The 16068-nt window shown below is 68.9% G+C and carries 13 protein-coding genes; 7 read left to right on the forward strand and 6 right to left on the reverse strand.

Translation table 11 applies throughout. From position 1 onward, the window contains the following. The first annotated feature begins 48 nt into the window (after positions 1–48). The 4 genes from ACG02S_RS05860 to ACG02S_RS05875 are packed head-to-tail and all read left to right on the forward strand — an operon-like array spanning position 49 to position 4937. Positions 49–1185 carry an efflux RND transporter periplasmic adaptor subunit gene (locus tag ACG02S_RS05860; protein WP_394469508.1) on the forward strand — a complete coding sequence of 379 codons (1137 nt, stop codon included), beginning with the start codon at positions 49–51 and terminating at the stop codon, positions 1183–1185. Positions 1186–1187: 2 nt separating this feature from the next. Continuing rightward, positions 1188–3188: an ATP-binding cassette domain-containing protein gene (locus tag ACG02S_RS05865; RefSeq protein WP_394469509.1), complete on the forward strand. Its 2001-nt coding sequence runs from the start codon at positions 1188–1190 to the stop codon at positions 3186–3188. Between the two features lie 2 nt (positions 3189–3190). Further along, complete coding sequence (locus tag ACG02S_RS05870) at positions 3191–4576, forward strand: TolC family protein (protein WP_394469510.1); 1386 nt, start codon at positions 3191–3193, stop codon at positions 4574–4576. Between the two features lie 52 nt (positions 4577–4628). After that, positions 4629–4937 carry an Mpo1-like protein gene (locus tag ACG02S_RS05875; protein WP_394469511.1) on the forward strand — a complete coding sequence of 103 codons (309 nt, stop codon included), beginning with the start codon at positions 4629–4631 and terminating at the stop codon, positions 4935–4937. 16 nt (positions 4938–4953) lie between these two features. Here the strand turns inward: ACG02S_RS05875 and ACG02S_RS05880 are convergent, their stop codons facing one another. The 3 genes from ACG02S_RS05880 to kbl are packed head-to-tail and all read right to left on the reverse strand — an operon-like array spanning position 4954 to position 7949. After that, the gene (locus ACG02S_RS05880; protein ID WP_394469512.1) at positions 4954–5763 is read right to left on the reverse strand and encodes a MipA/OmpV family protein; all 810 of its coding nucleotides are present in this window, start codon (positions 5761–5763) and stop codon (positions 4954–4956) included. Between the two features lie 48 nt (positions 5764–5811). Continuing rightward, positions 5812–6756, reverse strand: a complete 945-nt coding sequence (locus ACG02S_RS05885; RefSeq protein WP_394469513.1) for an NAD-dependent epimerase/dehydratase family protein — start codon at positions 6754–6756, stop codon at positions 5812–5814. Next, the gene (gene kbl / locus ACG02S_RS05890; RefSeq protein WP_394469514.1) at positions 6753–7949 is read right to left on the reverse strand and encodes a glycine C-acetyltransferase; all 1197 of its coding nucleotides are present in this window, start codon (positions 7947–7949) and stop codon (positions 6753–6755) included. The genes ACG02S_RS05885 and kbl overlap by 4 nt, the downstream gene beginning before the upstream one ends. Positions 7950–8042: 93 nt before the next feature. Here kbl and ACG02S_RS05895 point away from each other — a divergent pair, with 93 nt between their 5' ends. After that, a complete protein-coding gene (locus ACG02S_RS05895; protein WP_394469515.1) occupies positions 8043–8609 on the forward strand; it encodes a helix-turn-helix domain-containing protein in 567 nt (188 codons plus the stop codon). Here the strand turns inward: ACG02S_RS05895 and ACG02S_RS05900 are convergent. Then, positions 8606–9886, reverse strand: a complete 1281-nt coding sequence (locus ACG02S_RS05900; protein ID WP_394469516.1) for a YihY family inner membrane protein — start codon at positions 9884–9886, stop codon at positions 8606–8608. The two genes, ACG02S_RS05895 and ACG02S_RS05900, sit on opposite strands and share 4 nt — an antisense overlap. Before the next feature lie 21 nt (positions 9887–9907). On the opposite strand from ACG02S_RS05900, the gene ACG02S_RS05905 reads away from it, so the two are divergent. Both ACG02S_RS05905 and ACG02S_RS05910 read left to right on the forward strand, forming a co-directional pair. Next, positions 9908–10288 carry a DUF2069 domain-containing protein gene (locus ACG02S_RS05905; RefSeq protein WP_394469517.1) on the forward strand — a complete coding sequence of 127 codons (381 nt, stop codon included), beginning with the start codon at positions 9908–9910 and terminating at the stop codon, positions 10286–10288. Beyond that, a complete protein-coding gene (locus ACG02S_RS05910; protein WP_394469518.1) occupies positions 10285–11688 on the forward strand; it encodes an FAD-binding oxidoreductase in 1404 nt (467 codons plus the stop codon). Before ACG02S_RS05905 ends, ACG02S_RS05910 begins: the two co-directional genes overlap by 4 nt. On the opposite strand, the gene ACG02S_RS05915 is transcribed toward ACG02S_RS05910, so the two are convergent. Together ACG02S_RS05915 and ACG02S_RS05920 are read right to left on the reverse strand one after the other, a co-directional pair. After that, positions 11666–14881 carry an efflux RND transporter permease subunit gene (locus ACG02S_RS05915; RefSeq protein ID WP_394469519.1) on the reverse strand — a complete coding sequence of 1072 codons (3216 nt, stop codon included), beginning with the start codon at positions 14879–14881 and terminating at the stop codon, positions 11666–11668. The two genes, ACG02S_RS05910 and ACG02S_RS05915, sit on opposite strands and share 23 nt — an antisense overlap. An 18-nt stretch (positions 14882–14899) precedes the next feature. Next, complete coding sequence (locus ACG02S_RS05920) at positions 14900–16036, reverse strand: efflux RND transporter periplasmic adaptor subunit (protein ID WP_394469520.1); 1137 nt, start codon at positions 16034–16036, stop codon at positions 14900–14902. Positions 16037–16068 lie beyond the last annotated feature (32 nt).

Raw genomic sequence — 16068 nt, forward strand, 5'->3', positions numbered from 1 at the left:
GTTACGCTAGGTTTTCAATGGGGCGCAGACCCCGCACCCGGGAGGGACATGAAAGCATTCCTGAAGCGCTGGCGCACGCGCCTGATCGTCGTCGCCGTGATCGCCGTCGCAGGCATCGCCTGGTGGGCCACGCGCAAGCCGGTGCTGCCGCCGCCGCCACCCAGCGGCGTCGTCGCGCTGGCCGACATCACGCAGACCGTGCAGGCCGCCGGCGTGCTGCAAGCCAAGACCAAGGTGGACGTGGGCGCGCAGGTCAGCGGCCAGATCCAGACGCTGCACGTGCAGCTGGGCCAGCAGGTCAAGAAGGGCGAGTTGCTCGTCAGCCTGGACCCCGAGCTGGCGCGCAGCGACGTGGCACAGGCCGAGGCAGCGCTCGCCCAGGCCCGCGCGCAGCTCGACAGCAGCAAGGTTGACGCCGAGGCCTCGCGGCGCGAGGTGGCACGCCAGCGCCGCCTGCTGGCCGGCCAGGCCACTGCCACTACCGAGGCCGAACGCGCCGAGACCGATCTCGCCAAGATCGAGGCCGCGCTGCGCGGCCAGGCCGCGACGGTCGCGCGCTTCGAGGCCGACCTGGAGACCCGCAAGCTGCGCCTGTCGTACACGCGCATCACGGCCCCCATGGACGGCACGGTCGTCAACCTGCCCGTGCAAGCAGGCCAGACCGTCATCGCGATCCAGGTCACGCCCGTCATGCTGACGCTGGCCGACCTGGACACCATCACCGTGCGCGCCCGGGTGCCCGAGGCCGACATCCAGTCCATCAAACTCGACCAGACCGCGCGCTTCTCGACGCTGTCCGGCGAAGGCAAGCGCTACGAAGGCAAGCTGCGCGTCATCCAGCCGGTGCCCGAGCGCGCCGGCAATGCGGTGTTCTACAACGTGCTGTTCGACGTGGACAACCGCGACAGGGCGCTGTACAGCGACATGACCGTTCAGGTCGACATCGAGACCGGCACCGTCAAACAGGTGCCCACCATGCCCATCGTCGCCTTGGGCGAACGCGACAACAAGGACGGCCGATTCACCGTGCAGGTGCTGGACGCTGCCAACAAGCAGACCCCGCGGCAGGTGAAAGTCGGGTTGCAGGACGGCGCCCGGGTGCAGGTCATCGACGGCGTGAAGGTCGGCGAGAAAGTGTTGCTGGCACCGCCCAGCGCGTCAGCCGCCAGCGCCGCCGGCACCTGACCATGTCGCTCATCGAGCTGAAGGACGTCGCCCGGCACTACCAGCTGGGCGACATCGACGTACCCGCGCTGGACGGCGTGAGCCTGGCCATCCAGGCCGGCGAGTTCGTCGCCATCATGGGTCAGTCGGGCTCCGGCAAGAGCACGTTGATGAACGTGCTGGGCTGCCTGGACAACCCCACGCGCGGCCAGTTCCTGATTGGCGGCACCGACGCCAGCACGCTCGGCCCCGACCAGCTGGCCGCACTGCGCCGCGAGCGCTTCGGCTTCATTTTCCAGCGCTACCACTTGTTGCCGCACCTGGATGCACGCGCCAACGCAGCGCTGCCCGCCGTCTATGCCGGCGCCGGCGCCAGCGCGCGCGGCGAACGTGCCCGCGCGCTGCTGCAACGGCTGGGCCTGGGCGAGCGCCTGCACCATCGGCCCAACGAGCTGTCGGGCGGCCAGCAGCAGCGTGTGTCCATTGCGCGAGCGCTGATGAACGGCGGCCAGATCATCCTGGCCGATGAGCCCACGGGCGCGCTCGACTCGGCGTCAGGCGCGGAGATGCTGCGGCTGCTGAAGGAGCTGAACGGACGCGGCCACACCATCATCTTGGTGACGCACGACGCCGCCGTGGCCGCGCATGTGCGCCGCGTCATCGAGCTGAAAGACGGCAAGGTCGTCGCCGACAACGGCACGCCAGCAGGCCATGTGCCGCCCGGCGAGCTGCCCAGCGACGCGCCGCCCGTGCAGGGCGGCGGCTGGCTGCGGCGCACGCAGGTGCAGTGGCGCGAGGCCGTGGCGACCGCGTGGCTGGCGCTGAAGGGCAACCGGCTGCGCACGGCGCTGTCGATGCTGGGCATCAGCATCGGCATCGCGTCGGTGGTCAGCATCGTGGCGCTGACGACGGCGGCGCGCTCGTCCATCGAGAAGGACGTGGGCAGCATGATGTCTGGCCGTCTGCCCTTCTGGGCCGGCAACCCTTCGCTGCCGCCAGGCGTGCAACCCAAGCCGTTCCGGCCCAACGAGATCGACTCGCTGCGGGCACTGGAAGGCGTGCGCGGCATCACGCTGAACCGGCAAATGCAGCTGACCGCGCGGTACCAGTCGCGCGACGCCACGGTGCAGGCCGTCGCTGGCGACGTCAATACATTGAAGGGCCGCAAGCTCAAGATCGTGCAGGGTCGCTACTTCGGCTCAATGGACTTCGAGGCGCACAGCCAGGTGCTGGTGCTGGACGAGAAGGCGCGCGACGCGCTGTTCAAAAAGGGTCAGTCCCCGCTGGGCCAGGTGGTGCTGCTGCAGCTTGGCGGCGGCCAGGCGGCAGGGCAGGTGCCCGCGCCGCCCTCGACCGCCCTGCCCTTCACCGTCATCGGCATCGCCGCCACGGACGGGGGCGCGATCAGCTTCAGCGGCGGTACCAGCCAGCTCTACCTGCCGCACACCACTTTCGCGCGCAAGCTGGAACCCCGCGCCGACGTCTGGAGCTTCGACGTGAACCTGGACAACGCCGTACCGCCAAACCAGGTGCGCGAGCACATCGTGCACCGGCTCAAGGCCTTGCACGGCCGCGAGGACTTCAGCAGCTTCAACGCCGAAGAGGAGTTCCGCAAGTTCAAGCAGATCACCAGTGCGATGGCCGCCGTGTTCGCGGGCGTGGCCGCCATCTCGCTGCTGGTGGGAGGCGTGGGGGTCATGAACATCATGCTGGTGTCGGTGTCCGAGCGCACCCGGGAGATCGGCATCCGCATGGCCGTCGGTGCGCGCCAGGGCGACGTGCGGCTGCAGTTCCTCGTCGAAGCAGTCGTGCTGTGCTGCCTGGGGGGCCTGGTGGGTGTGCTGCTGAGCTGGCTGGCCGCGCAAGGGCTGAACGCCGCGCAGAAGCAGGTCGAGGTGGTGGTGAGCTGGGGCGCTCTGGGCGTGGCCTTCGCGGTGTCCAGCCTCGTGGGCCTGGTGTTCGGCACGCTGCCGGCGCGGCGCGCGGCGGCACTGAGCCCGGTAGATGCGCTGGCAAGAGAGTGAACATGCACAAGAAACTGATTGCCCTTGCCGTCGCCGCGCTGCTGGCCGGTTGCGCCCACGGCCCCGCCGAGCGCGCGCCCGACATCGTGCCGCCGGCCGCCTGGACGCTGGCGTCCGGCGATGTGAAGCCCGACTGGTCCGGCCTGCTGGACGCCACGCTGGCGGACCTGCAGGACCGTGCGCTGACGGCCAACCGCGACATCGCGCAGGCCGCCCAGCGCTGGCAGCAGGCGCGGTTGCTGCAGCAGCAGGGTGAACTGCGCCTGGTGCCCAGCGCCGGCCTGAACTTCAGCGCGAGCCGACCGGTAGAGACGCAGAGCAGCACGCGCAACGTCGACATCGGCGGCGGCGTCATCGTGCCGGTGACGACTTCCACCGGCTGGAGTCGAAGTTATGGATCGTCCGTGGGCCTGGGCTACGAGCTGGACCTGTGGGACCGGCTGGCGCAGTCGCAGGTCGCGCAGCGGGCCCAGACCGAGATAGCGCGCACCGACATCGATGCAGCCCGCCTGTCCATCCGCAGCCAGGTGGCCGATGCCTACTGGAGCCTGGCCGCCCTGCGCGCCCAGCGCCCGCTGGCCGAGGCGCAGCTGGCGCTGACCCGCGAAACGCTGGAGCTGACCCGTGCCCGCGTGCGCGAGGGCAAGCTGCTGCCCATCGAGATCGACAAGATCGCGTTGACCGTGCAAGCGGCCGAGAACCGCCTGGCGGACAACGCCGCCGATAGCGTCCTGCAACGCCACCGCCTGGCGCTGCTGCTGGCCGAACCGCTGCCCGGGCCGGCGCCCGACGCCGTGCTGCCCGCGGCCGCGCCGCCGCAATGGCGGTTGGCGGACCCGGCCGATGTGCTGGCCCGACGCCCTGACGTGCAGCGTGCCCGCCTGGCCGTGGACGCCGCGCTGGCCGGTTTGCGCGCGCGCGAGGCCGAGCGCTATCCGCGGCTGTCGTTCAGCGCCAGCCTGGGAGCCGGCGGCGCGCAGGTGCGTGACTGGTTCGCCAACCCGGCCCTGTCGCTGGGGGCAAACCTGGCAATCCCGCTGATCGACTGGCGCCGTCTGGCGCTGCAGCGCGACGGCGCACGCAGCGATCTGGAGCTGGCCGCGCTGTCGCTGCGCGATGCCCTCGACAAGGCACAGGCGGACATCGAGACACAGCGCATCGAGGCGCAGCGGCTGGCCGAGCAACTGGCCGCCAACGCTGGCCGGCTACGCGAGGCCACGGAGAACGAGCGGCTGGCCACGCTGCGCTACGAGGTCGGCACGATCTCGCGCGCCGACTGGCTGCAGGTGAAGAGCGCGCGGCTGGACGCCGAGCAGGGCAGCATCCAGTTGCGGCTGCAGCAGTGGCAGCGGCAGGCGCTGCTGTTCAAGGCGCTGGGCGGCGCCTGAGCCTCGGGCGACTGCCCTTGCCGGCGCGTCGGCAACGCGCTTGAATGCCTGCATGAGCACCCCGCGCTTCGACAGCTTCGCCGCGTTCTATCCGTTCTACCTGCTCGAGCACGGCGACCGCCGCAATCGGCGTCTGCACTTCGTCGGCTCGACGCTGGTGCTGGTCTGCCTGTGGCAGCTGTTTGCCACCGGCAATGCGGTGTGGCTGCTGAACGGCCTGCTGTGCGGCTACGGCTTCGCATGGATCGGCCATTTCTTCTTCGAGAAGAACCGGCCCGCCACGTTCAAGTACCCGCTGTACAGCCTGATGGGCGACTGGGTCATGTACGCCGACATCTGGCGCGGGCGCGTCAAGCTCTGACGGCGTTGATGCCGATCTAGTTCCGCCAGGCAATGCCGATATTGGCCGATGCGCCCCCCAGTCGTTCCACCAGAGGGCTGTCTGCAGTCGGCCCCAGCAGCCGGCTCGCGCCGGCGCCGCCGAACACGAACCAGTGCTTGGCGAACAGGTGCTTGAAACTGATGCCCGCATGCACGTCGCGCAGGCCGGCGCCGGGGTTGTACTCAGGCTTGCCGCTGGTCTGCACGGCGGACGCCGGCACGCCGAAATAGCTGCGCATGTTCAGCGCGTTGGCCGCACTGATGCCCACGCCGGTGGTCCATTCGGTTCTGTCACTGCGGTAGAGCCGGTAGCCCGTGTCCAGGCTCATCGTCAGGCCGCCTCGGCGGCCTAGCACGTCCTGCGATGCCGATGCGCCGACGTTCCAGTCCTTCGTGAGGCTGTAGTTGGCGTACAGCCGCGCCCGCAGCGTGCGCCGCACGTCCGGCAGCCCGCGCGTGGTGCTGGCATCCCCGCTGTCACGCCCGCTGTCGATGCGGGCGGAGACGCCCAGGCGCCAGCGCTCGGTGTTGATGAGCTGCGTGCTGGCGCCGGCGCCGGCGTCCTCGCGGCCGAAGCCCAGCAGCGCGCTCCCGCCCGATGTCGTCAGGCGCACACGCCCGATCTTGGCCGCCCACACCGGGCGCAGCTTGGTCTCGCGTGAACGCGAGCCTTCGTACTGCGGGCCGTTGCGCAGCGACAGGCCCAGCAGGTAGCGCGTGGGTGCGTCCTCGTCACCTGCCGTGTCGGCCACCGCCACGCGAGGCAGCAGTGCAACCAGCACGGCGAAGCCCAGCAGCGCAGGCATGGCCGTTTTCATCGGCACAGCCTAGCAGCTCGCTCACCGGCGATGGTGTCAATCGCGCTGCAGTTCGCGTGTCAGATGCATCAGCATGTCGTCGACCATGGCATCCAGGTCGTAGTGCAGGCGCCAGCCCCAGTCGGCGCGGGCGGCAGCGTCATCGATGCGCTGCGGCCAACTGGCGGCGATGGCCTGGCGGAAGTCGGGCACGCAGTCCATCGTGAAACCAGGGACGCGGCGGCGGATGCTGGCGGCGATCTGCTCTGGCGTGAAGCTGACACCCGCGAGGTTGTAGCTGCCGCGCTGCTTCACGGCCTCGGCCGGCGCGTTCATCAGCTCAATGGTGGCGCGCAGCGCATCCGGCATGTACATCATCGGCAAGGCCTGCCCCGGTTCCAGGAAGCAGGTGTATCGGCCGTCCTTGAGCGCTGCGTGGAAGATTTCCACGGCGTAGTCCGTCGTGCCGCCGCCAGGCGGCGTCTTCCAGCTGATGAGTCCGGGGTAGCGCAGGCTGCGCACGTCGACACCGTGCTTGGCGTGGTACCAGTCGCACCAGCGCTCGCCGGCCAGCTTGCTGATGCCATAGACGGTCGTCGGGTCCATCACCGTCGTTTGCGGTGTGTCCACGGCCGGCGTGTTCGGGCCGAACGCGGCGATGGAGCTGGGCCAGAAGATCTTGTCCAGCTTCTCGTGACGGGCCAGCTCCAGCACGTTGAGCAGGCCCTTCATGTTCAGGTCCCAGGCCCACATCGGGTGCTTCTCGCCGTTGGCCGACAGCGCGGCGGCCAGGTGGTAGATCTGCGTGATCTTGTGGCGCTTGACGATGGTGGCCAGTGCGCCGGCGTCGGTCACGTCCAGCGTCTCGTGATGCAGCTGCGGCACGCGGCCTTTGGGCGACAGGTCGCTGGTGACGACTGCGTCGTTGCCGTGCAGCCGCGCCAGCTCGGAGGCCAGCTCGGTGCCGATCTGGCCGTTGGCGCCAATGATGAGGATCTTCATTTGACGAGCCCCAGTTCCTTGCCCGCTTGCGTGAAAGCGGCAACAGCTTGTTCCAGGTGCTCGCGCTCGTGCACCGCCGAGATCTGCACGCGGATGCGGGCCTGGCCCTTGGGCACGACGGGAAAGAAGAAGCCCACCGCGTAGATGCCCAGCTCCAGGATGCGGGCCGAGAGCTTCTGCGCCATGACCGCGTCGTAGACCATGATGGGCACGATCGGGTGGGTGCCGGGCTTGATCTCGAAGCCGGCGGCCTGGATTGCTGTGCGGAAGTAAGCCGTGTTGGCCTCCAGCTTGTCGCGCAGCGCGGTCGAGCCTTCGAGCAGGTCCAGCACGGCCAGCGACGCGCCGGCGATGCTGGGCGCCAGCGTGTTGCTGAACAGATAGGGCCGCGAGCGCTGGCGCAGCAGTTCGACAACTTCCTTGCGCGCCGCCGTGAAGCCACCGCTGGCGCCGCCCAGCGCCTTGCCGAAAGTGCCGGTGACGATGTCAATTTTCCCGAACACGCCGCAATGCTCGGCGGTGCCCCGGCCGGTCTTGCCCATGAAGCCGCTGGCATGGCATTCGTCGATGCCCAGCAGCGCGTCGTAGTGGTCGCACAGCGCGCGGATCTTGTCGAGCTGGGCGATGGTGCCGTCCATGCTGAACACGCCGTCGGTGAACACCAGCGTGAAGCGGGCGCCCTTCTCTTTCGCTTCCTTCAGACAGCGCTCGAGATCGGCCAGGTTGTTGTGCTCGTAGCGATACCGCTGTGCCTTGCACAACCGGATGCCGTCGATGATGGAGGCGTGGTTCAGCGCGTCGCTGACGATGGCGTCCTGCTCGCCCAGCAACGGCTCGAAGAGGCCGCCGTTGGCGTCGAACGCGGCGGCGTACAGGATGGCGTCCTCGCAGCCAACGAAGCGGGCGATACGGCCTTCCAATTCCTTGTGCAGGTCCTGCGTGCCGCAGATGAAGCGCACCGACGACAGGCCGAAGCCGTGCGTGCGCAGCGCTTCGTGCGCGGCCTCGATGACCTGCGGGTGCGACGACAGGCCCAGGTAGTTGTTGGCGCACAGGTTGATGACCCCGCGGCCATCGGTGGTCTTCACGACCGCACCCTGTGGCGTCGTGATGATGCGCTCGGCCTTGTAGAGGCCGGCAGTGCGGATGCCGTCCAGCTCGGACTGCAGGTGTTGGTAGAAGGCCTGGCTCATGGCGCCGCTCCTGGTGCACAATTCGGTAAATTGAACATGTTCGATATATCGAACATGCGTGCAGTATCTGAAAAACTTCTATCCAGGTCAAGCATGAACATGGACACCGAACCGCCCCGCGTGGGCGCGGCCCTGCAGGCACTGCGCAGCAGCCGCGGTCTGTCGCTGGACGACCTGTCCAAGCGGGCCGGCGTCAGCAAGTCGATGTTGTCGCAGATCGAGCGCAACCAGGCCAACCCGACGGTGGCCGTCGTCTGGCGCCTGGCCAATGCGCTAGGCGTGGACATGGGCGAGTTGCTGGGCGGCGAACGCGCGACGACGCCCGCCATCGAGACGGTCCCCGCCCACGCCACGCCGGGACTCACCAGCCCGGACGGCCTGTGCAAGCTGCGCATCCTGGGGCCCATCGAGCTGGCCGGCCAATTCGAGTGGTACGAGCTGAGCATGCAGCCCGGCGGCGTGCTGGATTCACAGGCGCACGAGCCAGGCTCCCGCGAGCACCTCAGCGTGCTGACGGGCGGCCTGGAGGTCTCAGCTCAGGGCGTGACCAGCAAGCTCAAGGCCGGCGAAACGGCGCGCTATGCGGTGGACGGAGCGCACGCGATCCGCAACGCGGGCAAGTCGTCGGCGACGGCGCTATTGGTCGTGCTGCATTCCTAGTCCGACGGCTCGGCAGCAAGCAGGCGCTCCAGCGTGAGCGCGGACCAGTCGCCCTGCGCCCACAGGTTGGCCAGCAGACCTTCGCGGCTGGCGAGGAACTCGGTCAGCAGCGGTTCGGCCAGCGTGTGTTGCGGCTCGCACAGCAGCACCAGGCGCTGCGCACCATCCTCTTCGAGCCGCCCGATCCAATCCATGGCCAGCAACCGGTCGATGACGGGGCTGAGCTGCAACGGGTCCACCCGCAACGCCCGCGCCAGGCGCAGGTTCGACAGGCCGCTTCGCCCTGCATTGCGTGCGGCCTGCAGTTCGCGCAGCGTCTCCAGCGCTAGCGCCAGCGGCTGGCCCGGCGTGCCGTCGCGAAGGTGCAGCCGCCCGGTCAGCGCCGGTGTGTTGGCCGCCAGGATGGCGCCCAACAGGACGATGACCCAGCCGAGATACACCCACACCAGGAACACCGGCACGGTGGCGAAGGCGCCGTACAGCGTCGAGTAGGTCGGCACCTTCTTCACGTACCACGCCAGCAACGACTTCGCGAACGCGAAGCCGATAGACACGAAGATGCCGCCCAGGACGGCATGCCGCCAGCGCACATGCGTGTTGGGCACGTAATGGAACAGGCCTGCCATGGCCACGCCCAGCAGCACGATGTCCGCCCCCTCCAGCAGCGTGCTGACGCTGGCCGGCAACTTGGTGAACAGGCCCTGGCCGGCACTGACGGCGTAGCTGGTCAGCGTGAGGCTGCCGCCCAGCAGCAGCGGGCCCAGCGTCATGGCGGCCCAGTACACGAGCACGCGCTGCGCCATGGGCCGCGGGCGCTGCACGCGCCAGATGGCGTTCAGGGTGCGGTCGATGGTGAGCATCAACGCCAGCGCGGTGACACCCAGCACGACGAGGCCCACGACGCCCAGCCGATTGGCCTTGGCCGCGAACTGCGTCAGCGACGCCAGCACCGGCTTGGCGATGTTGGGCGGGATCAGGCTCTTCAGGAAGTACTGCTCCAGCGCCGTCTGGAAGCTGGAGAACATCGGAAACGCCGTGAAGATCGCCAGCATCACCGTCAGCAGCGGCACCAGGCTGATCAGCGTTGTGAACGTCAGGCTGCCGGCGGTCAGACCGAGTTTTTCCTCGCGGAAACGCTGGCGGAAGGTGTGCAGCGTCTGCAGCCAGGGCCAGGCCATCAGGTCGGCAAAGAAGTTCTGCACGAACGCGACGGGGTTGCGCGCCAGCGGCGCATCGGGGTTGTCGGATGGAGTCGAGGGCAACGGTGTCGCGGACATGGCTTCTATGATGCCGCAGCTATGTCCACTGCCCTTGAAAGAACCGCCCCCCGTCCCAGCGAACGCCTGTCGCGCCAGCTCGCGTTCACCAGCACCGCGCTGCTGTTCGCGCTGTGCCTGGCGTGGGAGTTGTGGCTGGCGCCCACCGGCAGCGGCACGCTCGCCATCAAGGCGCTGCCCCTGCTGCTGCCGCTGCCGGGGCTGTGGCGCTACCGCATGTACACCTACCGCGCGCTGTCGCTGTTCATCTGGCTGTATGTGCTGGAAGGCCTGGTGCGCTCCACCAGCGAGGGCGGTGCCGGTCAATGGCTGGCGCTCGCCGAGGTGGTGCTCGGGCTGGTGATCTTCACGGCCTGCACCGCGCAGATCCGCCAGCGGCTGGCGGCCGCGAAGGCGTCATGACGGAGTTCCTGCAGCGCCTGCGCGACCAACTGGGCGCGGCCGGGCTGCTGGAAGGCAGCGACCTGGCCGCCTACGAGAACGACTGGCGCAAGCGCTACATAGGCCGCGCGCTGGCCGTGGCGCGGCCGGCGTCGACGGACGAGGTCGCGGCCGTGATGCGGCTGTGCCATGAGCATCGAGTGGCCGTCGTGCCACAGGGCGGCAATACCGGGCTCGTCGGTGGGTCAACGCCTGACGACAGCGGCCGGCAACTGGTGCTGAGCCTCACGCGCATGAAGCGCGTGCGTGCCGTGGACGTCTTCAACGCCAGCCTGACCGCCGAGGCCGGCTGCGTGCTGGCCGAGGTGCAGGCGGCGGCTGCGCAGGCCGGCATGCTGTTCCCGCTGAGCCTGGCGGCCGAGGGGTCGTGCACGCTGGGCGGCAACCTGGCGACAAATGCCGGCGGGACCCAGGTGCTGCGTTATGGCAATGCGCGCGAACTTTGTCTGGGGCTGGAGGTCGTCACGGCCAGCGGCGAGGTCTGGCACGGCCTGTCCGGCCTGCGCAAGGACAACACCGGCTACGACCTGCGCGACCTTTTCATCGGGAGCGAGGGCACGCTGGGCATCATCACCGCTGCAACGCTGAAGCTGTACCCGCAGCCCAAAGACCGGCTGACCGCGCTGGCTGCCTGTGTATCGCTGGAGGATGCCGTCTCACTGCTGGGCTTGGCGCGCCAGCGCGCGGGCGATGCGCTGACCGGGTTCGAAGTGATGAACCGCGCGTCGCTGGCGCTGGTGGCGCGCGAGCTGCCGCAACTGGCGCAGCCGCTCGCTGCCGCCGACTGGACCGTGCTGCTGGAGCTGTCCGACGCGGAGAGCGCGGAACATGCGCGCGGCGTGTTCGAAGGGCTGCTGGAAGCCGCGTTCGAGCGTGGCGCCGTGCAGGACGCGGCCATCGCGCAGAACCTGCAGCAGGCCAAGTCCTTCTGGCACCTGCGGGAATCCATCCCGCTGGCGCAGGCGCAAGCGGGGCTCAACATCAAGCACGACATCTCGCTGCCGGTGTCCGCCATCCCCGGCTTCGTGGCCGAGATGGACGCCACGCTGGCGGCCTACTTGCCGGGCATCGACGTGATCGACTTCGGCCATCTGGGCGACGGCAACTTGCACTACAACGTGCAGGCGCCGCGCGGCGTCGCACCGGCCGGGTTCCTGGCAGCCCATGAGGCCGCCATCAACGAGAAGGTCTACGACGCCGTGCAGCGCCGTGGCGGATCGATCTCGGCCGAGCACGGTATTGGCCGGCTAAAGCGCGATGAGCTGGCCGCCCGCAAGGACCCGACGGCCCTGGCGCTGATGCGCAGCATCAAGCGGGCGCTGGACCCGCTGGAGCTGCTCAACCCTGGGCGGCTGGTGTAGCGCTGCCGCGACGGCCGGTGGCGAACTGGCCCAGCTTCACCAGCATGCGGAACACAAAGCGCACCATCAACAGCGTCAGCACGCATTCGATCAGCGTCAGCACGAACGCGCCGACCACCGTGAAGCGGGGCACGCGACGGCGGAACTTGGCCACGGCGCCGTCGCGCGCGATCTCGATGCTGTCGTAGAAGCTCGGCACGACGAGCAGCGTCAGGATCGTCGACGTGATCGTGCCGCCGATGATGGCCACGGCCATCGGGCGGTAGAACTCGCCGCCCTCGCCGATGCCGACGGCCACGGGCAGCATGCCGGCAATCAGCGCCAGGGTGGTCATCAGGATCGGGCGGAAGCGCTTGCGGCCCGCGTGCATCAGCGCCTCCTCGCGCGGTATGCCGGATCGCTCCTCCTGGCGCGTCGCGTCCAGCAGCAGGATCGCGTTCTTGGCCACCAGCCCCATCAGCATGATGACGCCGATCAGGCTCATCAGGTTCAGTGTGCCCTTGGTGAGGATGAGCGCCACGACGACGCCGATCAGGCTCAGCGGCAGCGACAGCATGACGCCCAGCGGCGCCGTGAAGCTGTTGAACTGGATGACCAGCACGAAGTACATCAGCGCGATGCCGGACAGCAGCGCGGTGATCATGGCCGAGAACACTTCCTGCTGGTCGCGCGCGGAGCCGGCCAGTTCGATGCCGTAGCCAGGCGGGAAGTTGATGGCCTTGGCCAGCTTGACGGCCTCGGTCGTGATCTCGCCCGCCGAGCGGCCCTGCGCGTTCGCGCTGACCGTGATGGTGCGCTTGCCATCGCCATGCTGGATCTGGCCCGGGCCCTTGCCCATGGTCACCGTGGCGATCTGGTCCAGCGGCACCATGCGGTTGGTGCCGCTGACCGCGATGGGCAGGCGCTCGATGTTGGCGGCGTCCACGCGGTCGGCCGGGTGCAGGCGGATGGCTACGTCGCGGGCCTCGCCGGTCGGATCGATCCAGTCGCCGGCCTCCACGCCCGCGAACGCCACGCGCAGCGCCTGCGCCGCGTCGTTGACGGAGATGCCCATCTGGTTGGCCAGGCCGCGGTCCAGTTCGATCTGCAACTCGTTCTGCGGATCCTGCTCGGAGTAGCCCACGTCCACCGCGCCTCGCACGCCGCGCAGCGTCTGCTGGAACTCCAGTGTCAGCTCCTGCAGCTTGCGGCTGTCGGCGCCGTAGAAGCGGATCTGCACGGGCTTCTGGGCGCCGTTGTTCAGGTCGTCCAGCACCACGTACTCGGCGCCCACCAGGCGCGCCACCTTGCCCCGCAGATCCGTCGCGACGTCGTCGGCCGAGCGCTTGCGCTCGGTGCTTTTGCCGATGTCCACGTAGATGCGCCCGCCCGACGCGTTCGGATAGGCCATGGTGGCCTTGGTTTCGGGCAGCGCGCGGGCCAGCCCCGCGGCGGCATCGAGCTTGAGCTTGGAGTAGTCCAGGCTGCTGGACGCCGGGCTGCGCACGTCGATGACGAGGAAGCCGGCATCGGCCTTGGGCAGGAAGCTGGAGCCGCCCGCGACGTATTGGAGAGCGATGGCGCCGACGAAGCTGAGCACCGCGAACGCGGCCATCCAGCGGCGGTGATGCAGCGCCCACGCGATGACGTGACCGTAGCCATCGGCCACGCCGTCGAACCAGTGGTTGAAGCGATGCAGCAGCTTGCCGAAGCCCTTCTGCTCACGCTCGTGGTAGCCCGGGGGGTCTCCCCAGTAGGCCGACAGCATCGGGTCCAGCGTGAAGCTGATCAGCAGCGACACGATGACGGAGGCCACAACGGTCAGCGCGAACGGCTTGAACCACTGGCCGGGGCCGTTGCCCATGAAGGCGACCGGCACGAACACGGCCACGATGGCGAAGGTGGTGGCCGCGACGGCCAGGCCGATCTCGGCCGTGCCCTCGCGTGCGGCGGTCACCCGGTCGCTGCCGCGCTCCATGTGCCGCACGATGTTCTCCCGCACGACGATGGCGTCGTCGATGAGCACGCCGATGGCCAGGCTCAGGCCCAGCAGGCTCATGAAGTTCAGCGAGAAACCCATCAGCCACACGGCGATGAAGGCGGCCAACACCGACGTGGGCAGCGACAGCGCGGTGATCAGCGTGGAGCGCCAGCTGTTCAGGAAGGCGTAGACGACGAAGATGGTCAGGCCGGCGCCGAACACCAGCGCGTGGGTCACGTTGTGCAGGCTGTTCTCGGCGTCCTCGCCGCCGTCCTGCGTGATGTCGATGGTGGTGCCCTGGGGCAGTTCCTTGCGGATGTCCTCGACCAGCTTGCGGGCCTCCACGGCCACGCTGACGGTGGACGCGTCACGCGAGCGCGTGACCGAGATGCCGACGTTGGGCCGGCCGTTGCGCAGCGAGTAGCCGGTCATCTCGGCGAAGCCGTCCTGCACCTCGGCCACCTGGCCCAGGCGGATGACCTGGCCGCCGCTGCGCTTGATGATCATCTGCTCGAACTCGGACGGGGACTCCAGCCGGCCCAGCAGGCGGATGCTCTGGTCCTCCAGCGCGCCGCGCACCTTGCCGACGGGCGCCGTCGTGTTCTGCGCGCGCACGGCGCTCAGGACCTCCGTGACGGACACGCCGAACTCTCGCAGTTTCTCGGCACGCAGCAGGATGGACAGCTCGCGCTTCAGCGCGCCGTTCACGTTGACGACCGACACGCCCTGGATGCCGCGGAACCGCTCGGCCAGCTGGTCTTCGGCCAGGCGGCTGAGCTGGGCATGCGTCAGCGACGTGCTGGACAGCGCCAGCTGCAGGATGGGCTGCGCCCCCGGGTCGGCCCGCGTGATGATGGGCTCGCGCATCTCGATGGGCAACTTGTAGCGCACCGAGTTGATCGCGTTGCGCACCTCGTCGGCGGCCTCAATCATGTTCTTCGAGAAGTCGAACACCAGCACGATGGTGGCGCCGCCCTCGCGCGACGTCGAGTTGGAGCGGTCCACGCCCGAGATGCTCTGCAGCGCCTTCTCGATGCGGTTGACGATTTCGCGTTCCGACGTCTCCGGCGAAGCGCCAGGGTAGGTCACGTTGATGACGAGCACGGGGGGCTCGACGTCGGGGAACTGGTTGACCCGCAGCTTGGACAACGCCAGCAGGCCCACCAGCATCAGGCCCACGACCAGGACGACGGTCGCGACGGGCTTGCTGATGCTGAAGTTGGACAGGAACATCTACGGTCTCCTGCGGGGTTACTTGCTGGCAGCGGAAGCCGCGCCGGCGCCGGCGGCGACGCGCTGCACGGCGGCGCCATCCGTCAGGCTGCCGGTGGGCGCACGCAGCACCTGGTCGCCCATCGCCAGCCCGGACGAGATGACTACTTCACCGCGGCGGTCGTCGCGCTCGCCCAGCGTGACGGCGACCTTCTTCAGCTGGTTGCCGACAACCTTCCAGACGAAGGCGCTGTCGCCCTGGCGCTGGATGGAGCCTTCGGCCAGCACCAGCGCGCGCCGGTCGGCGCTTTCGACGCGGCCCTCGGCGTACAGGCCGGAAACCTGAGGCGCCTTCGTCTTGTCGTCGAACTCGGCGATCAGCTCGACCTGGCGCGTGGTCGCATTGGCAGCGGCGTCGATCCGCGCCAGCTTGCCGCGGAACTCGGCGTCGCCGAAACCGTTGATGCGGAACGACACCGGCTGGTTCAGCTTCAGCTCGCCCAGGCGATCGGCCGAGACCTGGCCTTCGAAACGCATGGAGGTCGGGTCGATGACCTTCACCAGCTCGCGACCGACCTGCACGGTGTCGCCGACCGAGATCTTGCGTTCGCTGACGACGCCGTCGAACGGCGCCCGCACCTCGGTGCGCGAGACCTGCTGTCGCGCGGTGACGACGCGCGCCTTGGCGGCGGCCAGATCGCTCTGCGCGGCGTTGCGGCGCACCTCGGCGTCCTCCAGCCCCTGCATGGAAATCATGCCTTGCTGGTTCAGCGTGCGCTGACGTACCAGCACGCGCTCGGTCTGCTCGAAGCTCTGCTGTGAGGCGCGCAGCGCTTCTTCGGCGGAGGTCAGGCCATCGCGGATTGCGGTGGCGTCCAGCCGGATGATGAGGTCGCCGGCGCGCACGCGCTCGCCGTTGTCCTTGGCCACCTGCAGCACGACGGCCGCCACCTCGGCGCGCAGGTCGGCGCGGCGGGCGGGCTGGATGGCGCCGCTGATGACGGGCGCGCCGATCAGTCCGCTCTGCCCCACCTGACGGAGGTCCTCGGGCGCCAGCAGCAGCGGGGCTGCCGGCTTGGCCGCCGCCTTGGCGTCATCGGGCTTGCCGCCCTTGCCGCACGCAGTGAGGGCCAGAGCCAGGGTCAGGGCGGTCAGGATCGGCGTTGCGCGCTTCATGGAGCAGCTTTCTCGAGTCATGGGATTCCGAC

The sequence above is a fragment of the Pelomonas dachongensis genome (assembly GCF_043555865.1).
GTDB lineage: Bacteria > Pseudomonadota > Gammaproteobacteria > Burkholderiales > Burkholderiaceae_C > Pelomonas > Pelomonas dachongensis.